Here is a 13223-nt window from a genome sequence, read left to right as displayed (position 1 = left end):
CGGCACGCTGTGCTTTTGTTGGGTGATTAAAAACTATTGGGGGATTCTGCAGGGGCTATGTTACCCGTTTCGGGTTCTTTAGTCTGGTCCTAGTCAAAACTGCTTATGTGAAAAGTTACTGATCTTGTATGTAATGGTGAAGGCTACTGTTAGAACAAGCTAGTTATGTAGGTGATTAAATTAGGGAATAAAAATGAGGGGAATTTGGGTGGTAACCCTAAAGCCACATCCCGGCACTTGAGTCATCCGCTGCGGTTGCTACCTTCCGGTCCTGGCCGAGTTCACGGAGTATCAATGCGAGAGGACCCTAGGGTCACCATAGATACATTGCTTTCGCAACGGTGCGCATTATTGCCTATGGGCTGAGTGATTTCAATATTTATTCTTACATTTTTGTTCAACCGCCTAAAGATGCGCCACTTTGCTTTGCATTTAACCTATTTGGTTCAGAAGAATAAAAATTTAGTGGCAACTAGGCTCAGTAATAATGCAAATAAGCGCTTCATCAATAATGGCGGTAACTGATGCGCTAATTTTGCCCCGAGTTTAGCAAATAGGGCACTGGTGAGTATGATGCCAAGCCAAGCCGGTAAATAAACATAGCCTAAGCTGTAACTGGGTAAGTTAGGAGTATCCAAACCTGCATAAATATGGCCTAAGGTTCCTGCAATGGCGATGGGTAAACCCAGCGCGGCTGAGGTAGCAATCGCGTTGGCGATGGGCACGCTACAGTAAGAAAAATAAGGCACAGACAACGAACCGCCGCCGATGCCAAAAAGGGATGATAATGCGCCAATAATTGTACCCGCCAAGGTTTGGCCTGTTGCATTGGGTAAATTGCGTGCTGCTTTAGGTTTAAGGTTAAGCCCCATTTGCAAAGCAACCAACAATGAAAACACGCCGATCAGCTTTTTAAATTGCTCACCAGAAACAAAATCGGCCGCTGCTGCGCCTAGCCAAGTACCGATAATAATGCCTATGGTCATTTGTTTTACCACAGGCCAATTAATCGCCTTGAGTTTGTGATGAGTGAGCACTGAGCTGCTAGAGGTGACTATGATGGTAGCAAGGGATGTTCCCACGGCCATGTGAACTAAAATGCTGGTGGGCATATCCAATAGACCAAAGGCAAATATCAGCACTGGCACTATGATAATACCGCCGCCTAGACCAAATAAGCCGGCAATCAGACCCGCGACAGCGCCGAGTAGGGGGTAAATTAAGATATCCATAGAAATTGGTCTGTAAGAAAAACACCAGCTTAACACTTGTTATTAACTGGCAACAACACAAAGTGCAGATCCTGGGTTATGAGATTAGCTAGACGACAATGCATGCCGTAAAGCACGCATTATCACCTTGTCTTGAAGGGGGTTAATTGGTCAAATTTGCACTAAAGCGAGATAATGCCAGTTGCGATAAAGTAGAGGGCGGTGATCGCCATCGCTATCAATAATCCGGCAAAGGCCCGCTCTGACTTACTCGGTAAAAAGGCTTGGCCGGTTTCACGGCAAGCTTGGCGGTAAACCCAAATGCCAGGAGCATAAAGCAGGGCACAAAGTAGCAGTGAGTCTAAGCCTGCGGCATAGACCAGCCAAACACTGTATAGGGTGGCGATAAATGCAATGCCTTTATTACCGATTGGATTGTGCTTGCAATAACCACTTTTTAGCGCGTAGGCCGCGGCCAATAGGTAAGGTAATAATACCGCTGAGGTTGCAATATACACCAAGGCAAGATATGTGCTTTCTTGTACTAAGGTGGTGATCAAGAACAATTGCACCAAAATGGTCGACATCCACAGTGAGAAAGACGCCGAACCATGTTTGTTCTCTTGCGCAAAGCGTTTTGGAAATAAGCCCGATTTAGCTGCGATAAAGGGAGCTTCTGCTGACACCACAGTCCAACTTAATAATGCACCTGAAACCGATATCACTAAACCAGCACTAACAAATTTTGCACCCCAAGGTCCGAGTATATGCGCCAGAATTTGGCCCATAGAGGGGTTATGCAGTGCGGCGATTTCTGGTTGTGTCATTACCCCAAAGGTGAATAACGTAACCATGATGTATAAACAAAGGGCACATAACAGTGCAATGATGGTGGCTTTGCCGACGTCACTGCGAAGTTTAGCGCGCGCAGACACAATAACGGCACCTTCTATACCAATGAATACCCATAGGGTGACCATCATTGACGATTTAACTTGGTCTAACACACTACCCAGCGCGGGTGCTTGTTGACCCCAAAAGTCAAAGCTAAATTTATCCCACTCACTGGCCAATATGACAGCAACAATAAACACTAAGATAGGTAATAACTTGGCGATGGTGGCAACAATATTAACGGCGGCCGCTAGTTGTACGCCGCGTAGCACTAAAAAATGCATGGTCCAGATTAAGATAGACGCCCCCAAAATGGCGGCTGCGGTGTTGCCTTCACCAAACAATTGCCAATCTGCGGTGTCAGTAAAAATGCTTAAGGCACCAAAAAACACCACCGCATAAGATACGTTTGCCAACAAATTACATATCCAGTAACCCCAAGCGGAGTTAAAGCCCATAAAGTGACCAAATCCGGCCTTGGCATAGTCAAATAATCCGGCATCCAGCTCGGGACGTTTACGTGCCAATTGATGAAACACCAAGACAAGGGCACCCATGCCAATTGCAGTGATGATCCAAGCAATGAATACCGCACCAGCGGAGGCGTTAGCGGCAATATTCTGCGGTAGACTAAAAATGCCTGCCCCTATCATGGTACTAATGACAAGTGCAACTAATGAAGGTAGTCCGAGTTGTTTTTGCAAAGCATGCCTCTTGGTGAATAATCTTCTAAAGCCACTTAGCAAGGTATATGTGACTATCTGGTCTCTTGCTGGTGGTTATATATGTCGTAAACGTTATTGCGGGGCACAATATACATTGCAGCAGGAAAGTGCAATAAAGAAATGGCTTGCAGGATGAAAATGAATAAAAATTCTAAATTCAGCTTGTTTTATGTCAAATTATCTATACCAACAGCACTAAAATCTAGCTGAGTTCTCCTCCTTATTTAGTCATCACTGAATACATTCACTTCTAACTTGTTTGTTAGTTCATTGGCATGTAATTGGATATGAATAGGGTTACAACATTGGTGACAATCTTCGTAGAAGTCTTGATCGCCATTACTGGAATCAAGGGTAACTTCGGTATGATGGCCGCAACTTGGGCAGGTGATTTCCGTTTGGTAAAAGTTAATCATATATTAGCTCCATAGCTATAACATCATGATCCGTCTAACAACCATTTCGGTTTTCAGTTGATGGTCGCTGCCATCTTGGTTACACATGGCCAGTAGATAATACAACTGATAAACCAATTCTCTATCAGTATAGTCATGGGCTAGGGGATGAGCTTGTTGGTAACCTTGATAAAAAGCCTCAGGGAAGGATTGTAATAATCGACTACGGGCTATTTCTGCTTCTCTATCACCCCAGTAACTTGCGCTGTCAAAGATGACCGGCTCACTGTTATTAAAGCCTAGGTTGCCAAACCATAAGTTGCCATGTAACAAACTGGGAGTTGGTTTATGATGTTGTAATATTTGCTGTGCTTGCTCAACGATGGAATCAATACGGCCAAATGCCATGCCGTTTTCCATGGCTAATTCTAATTGCCAGCCAATACGTTGCTCGGCAAAAAAACTCGACCAACGTTTAGCCCACCGATTAGGCTGCACTAGTGCACTGATGTAGTTGTCGGTATCCCAGCCAAACATCTTTTGTTCGCCATACTGGTGTAATCGGGCGATTTGTTCACCTGTGCTAAACCAATTCGCCTGCACATTCTGAGAAAAGTTAAAATACTCTAATACCAAGTAACTAAACGCTTGTGTAGTGCCGTAACATATGACTTGCGGGCACTGAATAGTTTGGCTATTGGCAATTTGCATTAGATTGTCAGCTTGGCAAACATATAAGTCTATTTTGTCTAAATCATTAATTTTGACGAAGTATTGTTTGTCTTCACTGCTCAGGCGATAGGTATGGGATATGTTACCGTTTAACAGTAGCTTTCGTTCTATTGGGGTGAACTCACTGTTAATCGAATTGCGAATATTATTACAAATATCTGACCACATAGGATTGCCCTTTGTCGATAAAACAGTTCATTTATGTGACTAATTATAGCCAATCAAATCAGATTTACCCTGCTGAGCTGACATAATATTTAGCCGTATTTGATATGATATATTTCCCATGTCACTACGTACTCTTACTAGATGGTTTACAAGTGTCTATCGCTTTGAGTAACCTTAACTTTTATTTAAGCAAACCGGAGTGCGTTGATGATTGCTGCATTGAAAAACTTTTTTACTGAATTGTCACAGCAAGATCAGCAAGAAATAGTTAATTTACCTTTAGCTGTTGCTGTGTTGCTGATGGAGGTTGCTAATGCAGATATGCACATCAGTGAAGAGGAAAAGCACAAAGTAGGTCAAATGTTGGTGAAAGGGTTTGAACTTGACACTGACAGCGCCACTGAACTAGTTAACCAAGCTGTTGAACTGCAGCGAGATTCTGTATCGATGCAAACCTATACGCGCGTGCTAAGCGATAAGCTGAGCTATGAAGACAGGGTTCGTTTTGTTCGTGCTATGTGGTTACTCGCTTATGTTGATCAGCAAATTGATCCGTACGAAGATCATATCATTCGTAAAATTGCCGACCTGCTATATCTCAAGCACAGTGATTTCATTCAAACCAAATTGCAAGCTCAGCAACAAGCCAGCTGAAAACCGCTTTCAGCTGGGCTAGCCCCAGCTGCGAGTTGGCCCGGTATCGATATGAATAAAGCTACTGTAACGGCCAACGCCACCAGAACGTAGCGAAAGCGCAGCTTTATGCACTTGATTCATCGGCACCCCTTCAATATAGAAGTCGATGGCTTGACCAGTCATATGAAAACTTTTCTTGGCAACCTTAGATGATTTTTTTCGCAGCATATTGTTGGTTTCAGGTGAGCGGTATCCACCAATGATTTTAATTGGTGCATCGTTAACACCCAATTTAATGCGAATGGCATTAAGTTTATCGTATAGCCTGCGATCCATCATAGTGGTTTCATTTTGTCGAAAGTCCCGACAAATATGGTTTAACTCGGCAAGCCCTTGAGCAAGGTAATGTTGGCCGTCGAAATACTCAATAGAAGCAGTTTCACCGGTGTGGATGCTGGACAGGGTTAAAATTCGACTGCTAGGGACAACTGTCTTACTGGCGAATGCTGGGTTAGGGAGCACGCTTGCTGCTGCAGTGAGCCCACTCATTACTAAAAATTGTCTACGGTTTAGCGAAGCCATAAATACTACTCAACTGTTATGGATGGATAAAACGTGGAATGCAATTTAGTTGCCAATGGGTACAACTGACTTTCTATCAATCTTCCTGATTAGAAAAGTATGAGGCGTTCCAAGCCCAGCCACCATAACGGTTGCACAAAAAAGGGTCAAATCAGATTTGACCCTTTTGAGTAGTTTGTGAACTATTTCACCGTCATTTTTTTATGAGAAAGCTAAAGGTTTTGCGAATTGCTTACCAAATTGCTAACAGAAATGTTACTAACTGGTTGATCGAAATCGTAAATGTCATTTCTGAAATTCACTTTACCTTGGTCATCAACCCAAGCCGTTTGATAGATGGTATGCACCGGCAATTTAAGCCTTAATGAGATAGCCTTGGTTTTGATCTCGCCTGTGTTGCCTTGCAGGTAATCGTAGTCCTTCGGATTTTTATTGTTTAACGTTAACAGGGTTTGGGCAAATTGATTGGCATTTTCAACTCGCACACACCCTGAGCTTAACGAACGGTTTTCTTTATTAAACAGCGATTTCCCCGGTGTATCATGAAGATAAATCGCCATGTCATTAGGGGTATTAAATTTATAACGGCCTAAGGCATTTAGGTTACCTGGTGGCTGGCGCATGCGGTACGGGAAACGTTTAGGATTAATTGTATCCCAGTCAATTTCTTCGGGTGGAATAACCGGCGCATTTGCACTCCAGTTTGCTAACACTTGATAACCTTTGCTATCTAAATAGCTATGGTCACGCTTGGCCTTAGGCAGGATATCTTCGCGCATTATTTTAACGGGTATATTCCAACCTGGATTAAATACGATGGAGTCTAACCTTGTTATGAAAATAGGCGTTTGACGTGTCGGCTTGCCAACGATAACCCGCGCTTCAAACACACGCTCTTGCTCAACCCAAACGTCCATTTCAAAAGCGGGAACATTAACAACAACGATGCCTTCTTTATTTTCAGGCCATAAAGATAAGCGCAGCATGTTCAGTGCTAATAGTTGCTCACGTTTATCAATATTAGCATTGAGCCAGCCAATGGTTTTAGGGCCCAGTAAGCCATCTGGATAGAGACCATGACGGCGCTGGAATACACGGATGTACTCCTGTAATTCCTTAGAAAGATAGGTGAGGTGCTGATCTTTTAGCGCTTGTGCTTGGGTTTCATCAATGTCACCCAGCAGCAATAAGATATCAATAATTTGCTCGGCTGAGGCGAGAGGATCATTATCTCGAACAACACGCACGTTTTCGTGGACTTGTGGCCAACTCACATCCGTTAAGGTGCGAAAATGAGATTTAACCGCGGCCATTTGCTGATATTGGCTATAGTGCGCTTGATTTTGTTCAATAAACTGAGCAAATTCATTTTGCTGGAGACTTTTATACAGCGAATAGGCTTGCTCTCTGGCTGATACCGCTACGACTTTTTGTTTGCTAGCGGAATTAGGTTGAAAGAACCAATCAACGCCAACTTGCGCCATGGATTCTTTGTAACGCAACACATACAGCAGTGAGTTGGCAAACAAACGACGTTGCTCGGCGGTATCAAGGGCAAATCCTTGCTGATCTAATTCAAGCCAATTTTGGGTCAATCTATCATCGACTCGAGCTTGACCTGCCATGATGATTTGCTGTTTAGCTGCAGTAAAATCATTGTCATTTTGCCAGGTTACTTTGTGCATCATGCGCTGATAATTTTCAGCTTGTAAACTAATACCCGACAGATCTTGCTTGTCTGGCCATTCACTGGGAAAGGTAACACTGGCATCTGCAAAAGTCAGAGGACTGAGCAGTAACGATGCACATGCAACGAAGAAAGGTTTCACTGTTATAACTCCAAAAAGAAATAAATACGGCAAACGCCAAAGGTTGGAGAGCTAAATGTTTATTTTATATTGTGCTTGAGTATGTGCCTAGTTAGCATTTTATTCTTATAGTGCACAAAGTAGAAAGCAGATGCTATTTTGTCAAATATAAATAAAAAAGCCAATAAAAAAGCGCACCCAGAGAGGTGCGCTTGGTCAGTTCGTTAACAATGATTATGCAACAGGCATTTTTGCCAGTGCTTCACATACCATATCACCAAATTTTTCTGTGGTGATCAGGGTTGCTTCACTGTCTTTAGAAAGATCTGGCGTAGAGTAACCAGCAGCAAATACGCTTTGCATTGCAGCCCATAGGTTTTTCGCTTCTTGTTCCATGCCAAAGCTCATTTCAAGCATTAGGGCAACTGAGCCGATCATAGAATAAGGGTTAGCAATACCTTTACCTGCGATATCAGGCGCACTGCCGTGTGATGGCTCGTAGTAAGATTTTTCTGGGCCTTTACACGCTGATGGCATTAGACCTAATGAACCAAGAATACCGCCGCCTTGGTCACTTAGAATGTCACCAAACATGTTTTCCATTACCATCACGTCAAACTGGGCAGGGTTCAGACATAGGTAAGTAGCCGCTGCATCTACTAGGATGTTTTTCACTTCTACTTCTGGGAAGTCTTTTGCTACTTCGTCAACTATTTCGTTCCACAGTACTGAAGATTTAAGTACGTTTGATTTGTGGATGTTGTGCAGTACTTTTTTACGCTTTTGCGCTACTTCAAAGCCAACTTTGATAATTTGACGAATTTGGTCTTCATCATACTCAAGTACTTCACGTACGTAGCGTTTACCGTTTTCGTTAACGCCCACTTCTTTATGACCGAAGTACAAACCACCCACAAGCTCACGAATGATCATGATGTCGATGCCTTCGCCAATCACTTCCTGTTTTAGTGGAGAGAAGTGAGAAAGGGCTTTAGGCAAGTAAACCGGACGGAAGTTTGCGTAGGTATTGTAGCGACGGCGAAGAGGCAGCAGTGCGCCACGCTCAGGCTGTTCGTCTACAGGGATCTTTTTAGACTCTTCGTGGCTAAGACCTATGGTGCCTTTTAGGATAGCATCAGCTTCATCACAGGCTTTAATGGTTTCTTCTGGGAAAGATTTACCGGTTGCAAAATAAGCTGCTGCACCAAATAGAACGTCATTTAGTTCAAATGACACATCTTTGTTACGCTGTTCAACCAATTTAAGTACTTTTACCGCTTCTTTCATTACTTCTGGACCGATACCGTCACCGGCTAGTAATGCGATTTTATAGTTTTTCATTGTTTTCCTTAGCTTGCGCTACATCCTAATTTCTGGCCAGAATAATAAGGAAAAGGGCGCTCCATTGCAATCTGAGAGCATGATTTACTAATACTTATGCAAGTATTCTAAATAAGCTTGCAAAAATTTCTTACCCCTTACGATCCTATCTGCTTGTTCTATCCCATGCATCCTTGTTATATCGCTGACATTTTTTGCCATTTTTCACTGCTAAAGTGCCTTTTTTGGTATCTAAAATAACCCAAGTTGGCTGGTTTAATGTTTGCTATCTCAGTGTTGAAAAGGATAACGAACATGAAACATCAAATGGGTAAGGCGGTATTGCGCACCGGATTGCAAACGCTTTTGATCACTTTACTTATGTTTTTTTTAACTAATATGCTCAGCCCTTTAAAAGCAGCAACTTGGGAAGCTGAATTAGAGCAGCAAGCGTTAAGCCATTCAGGCTGGGCGATGGCTGCAACGGTGGGGGCTTCATATTCAGAGGAGCCAATGCGACAACGCGTCGGAGTAGGCCAAGCCAGCATGCTGGATCAAGTTTCGTCATCGATTGTACTGCTACTATTAGCGCTGTTTAGTTGTGGCGGTATTTTTTGTATCGTATTGCCATTGAAAAATGATCGAAATAAGGTTGAGCATGAACTTAGATAATTATTTAAAAATGGATATCAATATCTTACTAAGCATTGTCAATATGAAGCTGAGGGATGAGGACGGCGCGATTGATGATTTGTGTCATCGATATGATATTGACCGATTAGCATTAGAACAAAGACTTCAAGGCGCGGGCTGGCACTACGTTGCCCAAAGTAATCAATTCAAGCAGGTTTAACCAAAGATGAGCAAGGCAGTAGCTTAGGAAACTGCCTTGCTTAGCTGAGCTTAGTTTAACTTAACTTTAGAGATTAGCCTGTAACCATTGATTGAATTGGCTTGGCGGCAACGCGCCTGCAAGTTGCTGTTTTATCTTGCCATGTTGAAAAATCATTAAAGTGGGAATACTACGGATATGGTATTGGCTGCTTAACGTGCTTTGCTCTTCGGTATTCACCTTCACAAAGATCGCTTGCGGTGCAAAATCCGCGGCGGCAGCGTTAAAAGTTGGCGCAAATTGCATGCAGGGACCGCACCAACTGGCCCAAAAGTCCACTACCACGGGCAAGCCGCTATTGATTAGGGCATGAAAGTTGTCCTGATCGGCAGCGATAGGCGCGCCGAATAATAAAGCTTGTTTACACTTGCCGCATTTTGGGTTGTCGGCAACTTTGTCATTGCCAACCCGATTGTTTACTCCGCAATGTGAACAACGAATGATTGATGAGGTCATAAGTACCTAACATGTTAATGATTTGGACATGAGCTAATTCTATCCGAAGGCTACCAAATATTTAAATAATCTTGGTTTATCGATTTGTAAAGAGTGGTGCTGAGCACAATACATACCTGGCTGTAGGAAAATGTGCTTGTTTTCAGTAAAAAAAGTTGAGTCTGATCTAATTTTGATGCTCCAAATTGGTTAACGCTTAGCAATTTGATTTATGATTAACTGGCAATAAAGGATCTTATTGTGACACTTTCAGGATGAAAATTATGAAGATGAAATTAACCACCATCGCCTCCTTGGTGATTGGTGCTTGCGTTAGTTCGCAAGCATTCGCTGCTGAGCCTATCCAATGGCAAGCAGGCAAGACTAAAGTCAATAACGGCGACCTAGTTATCTACAAAGACAGCTGTTACGTTGCCAAAAATAATCCAGGCACTTGGGAAACTCCAACTGCAACATCTTGGTTTTGGGATGCCGCAAGTTGTGGTACCACTCCAACAACTGAGCCAAGCTCAGAGCCTAGTATTCCACCAAGCAATGAACCAACGTCTGAGCCAACGGCTGAACCGACTATTACACCAAGTTTGCCGCCATCAGATATGATTGAGTGGATACCGGGGCAAACTAAGGTGGCCAACGGCGATAAAGTGATTTACAACGGCCGTTGTTTCCAAGCTAAAAACAGCCCAGGTTCATGGGAAACGCCAGCAGCTGGCGGAAACTGGTTCTGGGATGAAATTAGCTGTGGCGGCGTAACACCAACACAAGAGCCAACACAAGAGCCGACACAAGAGCCAACACAAGAACCAACACAAGAGCCAACTCAAGAACCAACCCAAGAGCCAACCCAAGAGCCGACTCAAGAGCCAACTCAAGAGCCAACTCAAGAACCGACAATTGAACCAACACAACCGCCATCATCTGGCGTGTGTGATGAGCCTATGTACAAAGCGGGCACGGTATACGCAGCTGGCGATATTGTTCAAAATAACGAAAAAGGCTATGAGTGTGTGATTGGCGGCTGGTGTTCATCGGCGCAAGCATTCTATTACGAGCCAGGTGTGGGTAGTGCATGGCAAGACGCGTGGGTTGAAGTGAAAGCTTGTCCTGCTGTGGTCACTGAAGTGAGCTTTAGCGCACCCGCTAAGGGCAGTGCGCATCTTCAAGGTAGCTTAATTGACGTCACTGTTAATGCTAAATCTACCGATGCAAACCGTACCATTTCTAGCGTTGAATTTTTTGCCAATGGTGTATCAATTGGCATAGATACCAATGCACCGTTTACCACGAGTTACAAAGCGATGGATTTAGGTGATATTGCACTTAAAGCTGTTGCAACCGACAGTAAAAATCTAACGGGTGTGGCTCTTAGTAATATCAAGGTGAGCGACCAACCTGTCGTTGTTAGCATCACTGAGCCAAGCAAGGCGAAAGTAAACACAGGCAAGCCAGTTGCGATTGAAGTGGCTGCAGAATCGATTCCTGCAACCATTACTAAGGTTGATTTCTACCAAGATGGCGCTTTGGTGGGCACAGATACCAGCTTCCCATATAGCTACAATCTAGTGTTTAACACCGATGGCGATCATATCGTTAAAGTGGTTGCAACCGACAGCAAGGCTAACCAAGCAGAAGCAACTAAAACCGTTAAAGCGACCAGCATTCCACCACTAGCAGATCGCGCTGTGATTGGTTACTGGCATAACTTTGAAAACGGCAGTGGTTTCCCGTTACTTCCTGAAGTATCACCTGAGTGGGATATCATTAACGTGTCATTTGCTGAGCCAAAACGTGGCAGTGAATCAGACATGATCCTAGAAATCCAAACTAAATTAGGCCACAGTGAAGAGCAAATGAAAGCGGACATTGAATTTGTTCAAGCTCGCGGTCAGAAAGTGTTGATTTCGATTGGTGGTGCTAATGCCCATGTTAAATTGAAAACTGATGCTGAGCGTGAAGAGTTCACTACCAGCATGATAGCCATGATTGAAAACTACGGTTTTGATGGTCTAGATATCGATTTAGAAGGTGGCTCAACGCTAGCGCTAGATACTAACGATAAAGACTTCCGTAACCCAACCACGGTGACCACGGTCAATATGATCCGTGCAGTGAAAGATATTATCGCGCACTTCAACGGTGACCTGATCTTAACCATGGCACCAGAAACCCTATATGTACAAAGTGGTTACCGTGCATATGGTCCATTAGAAGGTGCTTACCTGCCAATTATTCACGCACTACGTGATGAATTAACGGTTATCCATGTTCAGTTATACAACACAGGTAGTATCAATGCGTTAGACGGCCAAGCATACGGTCAAGGAACGCCTGACTTTATCGTGGCGATGACAGAAATGATGTTAGCTGGCTTCAAGGTTGGCGACCACTTCTTCCCAGGTCTACGTCCTGATCAAGTGGCTATCGGTCTACCGTCTATTCCTGCGGCAGCGCCATCTGGCGGTTATGTTAGTGTAGCGGATACGCAAAAAGCCATGGATTACCTGATTTCAGGTAAGAGCTTTGGTGGTAAATACGTACTGCAAAACCCAGAAGGTTACAACAACCTACGCGGTGTTATGACTTGGTCAATTAACTGGGACCGCACGCAAGGCAGCAAGTTTGTAAATGGTCATGCTAGCTACTTTGATACGCTGCCACCGGTAACAAAATAAGCTAACTTCGAAATTAGATAATCACGAGCCCCATTAAGTTGGGGCTTTTTTTTGCTCTCCAATCTAGCGTAAACTTTGTATCACTAAGCCTTAATCTCATCAATTTCATTGGGAAAGCCTATGACGCCTGCCGTTAACCTGTTGCAAAAGAAAAAAATTCCTCATCAGCTGTTTGAATATCAGCACGATAAATCGAATCAGGATTTCGGTAAGGAAGCCGCCGATAAGTTGGGCTTAGCCCCAGAAGCCGTATTTAAAACCTTACTGGCTTGCGATGCCAATGATAAGCATAAAATGGTTGTCGCCATTGTCCCTGTTGCAGGCATGTTAGATCTGAAAGCCTTGGCAAAGGCGGCCAAGCTCAAAAAAATGGTGATGGCTCAACCGGTAGACGCCGAGCGCACGACGGGTTATATCGTTGGCGGGATCAGCCCTATCGGTCAAAAAAAGCGACTACCGACTTTTATTGATAGTTCGGCACAGGATTTCGAACAGATATATGTGAGTGGCGGTAAACGTGGGCTGGATATTGGACTGACTTATCAAGCTTTGGTTCAAGCAACGGGCGCTGTGCTGGCTGAGATCAAAGGGTAAGCTAGATAACCTGAGCTATGGATAAGCTAAATCGTATAAATAATCCGCAAAAACGCGGTGAATATGTCCCTATACGCTCTGCGTTTTCCTCCCTGAAAACGAAGTTTTGCTACTTATTCATACGATATTCATTGGCAG

At 43.7% G+C, this 13223-nt stretch carries 13 protein-coding genes and 1 other RNA gene; 5 read left to right on the top strand and 9 right to left on the bottom strand.

Annotated elements, in window-relative coordinates:
- Window positions 1–214: 214 nt before the first annotated feature.
- The 5 genes from ffs to ACK8OT_RS03780 all read right to left on the bottom strand — a co-directional run bounded on the left by ffs (window position 215) and on the right by ACK8OT_RS03780 (window position 4125).
- An RNA gene (gene ffs, locus ACK8OT_RS03800) (signal recognition particle sRNA small type) lies at window positions 215–311 on the bottom strand.
- A gap of 135 nt (window positions 312–446) precedes the next feature.
- Complete coding sequence (locus ACK8OT_RS03795) at window positions 447–1232, bottom strand: sulfite exporter TauE/SafE family protein (RefSeq protein ID WP_410195182.1); 786 nt, start codon at window positions 1230–1232, stop codon at window positions 447–449.
- 161 nt (window positions 1233–1393) lie between these two features.
- The gene (locus tag ACK8OT_RS03790) at window positions 1394–2809 is read right to left on the bottom strand and encodes a basic amino acid/polyamine antiporter (protein WP_410195181.1); all 1416 of its coding nucleotides are present in this window, start codon (window positions 2807–2809) and stop codon (window positions 1394–1396) included.
- A gap of 245 nt (window positions 2810–3054) precedes the next feature.
- Window positions 3055–3246, bottom strand: coding sequence for a CPXCG motif-containing cysteine-rich protein (locus ACK8OT_RS03785; protein ID WP_410195180.1), 192 nt, complete (start codon window positions 3244–3246; stop codon window positions 3055–3057).
- Window positions 3247–3261: 15 nt separating this feature from the next.
- On the bottom strand, window positions 3262–4125 hold the full coding sequence (locus ACK8OT_RS03780; RefSeq protein WP_410195179.1) for a fructosamine kinase family protein: 864 nt from the start codon (window positions 4123–4125) through the stop codon (window positions 3262–3264).
- A 207-nt stretch (window positions 4126–4332) separates the two neighbouring features.
- Between ACK8OT_RS03780 and ACK8OT_RS03775 the strand changes: the two genes are divergently transcribed.
- Entirely contained in the window at window positions 4333–4779 is a 447-nt protein-coding gene (locus ACK8OT_RS03775; RefSeq protein ID WP_410195178.1) for a tellurite resistance TerB family protein, read from the top strand.
- A gap of 18 nt (window positions 4780–4797) precedes the next feature.
- On the opposite strand, the gene mepK is transcribed toward ACK8OT_RS03775, so the two are convergent.
- The 3 genes from mepK to leuB form a co-directional block, all read right to left on the bottom strand.
- Window positions 4798–5343, bottom strand: coding sequence for a peptidoglycan L,D-endopeptidase MepK (gene mepK / locus ACK8OT_RS03770; protein ID WP_410195177.1), 546 nt, complete (start codon window positions 5341–5343; stop codon window positions 4798–4800).
- A gap of 212 nt (window positions 5344–5555) precedes the next feature.
- On the bottom strand, window positions 5556–7172 hold the full coding sequence (locus tag ACK8OT_RS03765; RefSeq protein ID WP_410195176.1) for a L,D-transpeptidase family protein: 1617 nt from the start codon (window positions 7170–7172) through the stop codon (window positions 5556–5558).
- Window positions 7173–7385: 213 nt separating this feature from the next.
- A complete protein-coding gene (leuB, locus tag ACK8OT_RS03760; RefSeq protein ID WP_410195175.1) occupies window positions 7386–8492 on the bottom strand; it encodes a 3-isopropylmalate dehydrogenase in 1107 nt (368 codons plus the stop codon).
- 294 nt (window positions 8493–8786) lie between these two features.
- Here leuB and ACK8OT_RS03755 point away from each other — a divergent pair, with 294 nt between their 5' ends.
- Both ACK8OT_RS03755 and ACK8OT_RS03750 read left to right on the top strand, forming a co-directional pair.
- Window positions 8787–9143: a hypothetical protein gene (locus tag ACK8OT_RS03755; RefSeq protein WP_410195174.1), complete on the top strand. Its 357-nt coding sequence runs from the start codon at window positions 8787–8789 to the stop codon at window positions 9141–9143.
- Complete coding sequence (locus tag ACK8OT_RS03750; protein ID WP_410195173.1) at window positions 9130–9324, top strand: DUF4250 domain-containing protein; 195 nt, start codon at window positions 9130–9132, stop codon at window positions 9322–9324. The genes ACK8OT_RS03755 and ACK8OT_RS03750 overlap by 14 nt, the downstream gene beginning before the upstream one ends.
- Window positions 9325–9390: 66 nt before the next feature.
- Here the strand turns inward: ACK8OT_RS03750 and trxC are convergent, their stop codons facing one another.
- Window positions 9391–9819 (bottom strand): thioredoxin TrxC, encoded by a 429-nt coding sequence (gene trxC, locus ACK8OT_RS03745; protein ID WP_410195172.1) that lies wholly within the window; start codon window positions 9817–9819, stop codon window positions 9391–9393.
- A gap of 263 nt (window positions 9820–10082) precedes the next feature.
- Between trxC and ACK8OT_RS03740 the strand changes: the two genes are divergently transcribed.
- Window positions 10083–12491, top strand: coding sequence for an Ig-like domain-containing protein (locus ACK8OT_RS03740; RefSeq protein ID WP_410195171.1), 2409 nt, complete (start codon window positions 10083–10085; stop codon window positions 12489–12491).
- A 120-nt stretch (window positions 12492–12611) separates the two neighbouring features.
- Window positions 12612–13085 carry a Cys-tRNA(Pro) deacylase gene (ybaK, locus tag ACK8OT_RS03735; protein WP_410195170.1) on the top strand — a complete coding sequence of 158 codons (474 nt, stop codon included), beginning with the start codon at window positions 12612–12614 and terminating at the stop codon, window positions 13083–13085.
- Window positions 13086–13223: the final 138 nt, after the last annotated feature.

It is taken from the genome of Motilimonas thetidivivens, assembly GCF_046452435.1.
GTDB lineage: Bacteria > Pseudomonadota > Gammaproteobacteria > Enterobacterales > CBDFNC01 > Motilimonas.
Note: the sequence above shows the minus strand (reverse complement) of the source record. Positions and strands in the feature narration are given on the sequence as shown.

Bases quoted from the DNA above. Each gene is read 5' to 3' on its own strand.
- ACK8OT_RS03795 (WP_410195182.1), bottom strand. From the start codon at position 1,232: ATGGATATCTTAATTTACCCCCTACTCGGCGCTGTCGCGGGTCTGATT.
- ACK8OT_RS03785 (WP_410195180.1), bottom strand. From the start codon at position 3,246: ATGATTAACTTTTACCAAACGGAAATCACCTGCCCAAGTTGCGGCCAT.
- ACK8OT_RS03780 (WP_410195179.1), bottom strand. From the start codon at position 4,125: ATGTGGTCAGATATTTGTAATAATATTCGCAATTCGATTAACAGTGAG.
- ACK8OT_RS03775 (WP_410195178.1), top strand. From the start codon at position 4,333: ATGATTGCTGCATTGAAAAACTTTTTTACTGAATTGTCACAGCAAGAT.
- mepK (WP_410195177.1), bottom strand. From the start codon at position 5,343: ATGGCTTCGCTAAACCGTAGACAATTTTTAGTAATGAGTGGGCTCACT.
- leuB (WP_410195175.1), bottom strand. From the start codon at position 8,492: ATGAAAAACTATAAAATCGCATTACTAGCCGGTGACGGTATCGGTCCA.
- ACK8OT_RS03755 (WP_410195174.1), top strand. From the start codon at position 8,787: ATGAAACATCAAATGGGTAAGGCGGTATTGCGCACCGGATTGCAAACG.
- ACK8OT_RS03750 (WP_410195173.1), top strand. From the start codon at position 9,130: ATGAACTTAGATAATTATTTAAAAATGGATATCAATATCTTACTAAGC.
- trxC (WP_410195172.1), bottom strand. From the start codon at position 9,819: ATGACCTCATCAATCATTCGTTGTTCACATTGCGGAGTAAACAATCGG.
- ACK8OT_RS03740 (WP_410195171.1), top strand. From the start codon at position 10,083: ATGAAGATGAAATTAACCACCATCGCCTCCTTGGTGATTGGTGCTTGC.
- ybaK (WP_410195170.1), top strand. From the start codon at position 12,612: ATGACGCCTGCCGTTAACCTGTTGCAAAAGAAAAAAATTCCTCATCAG.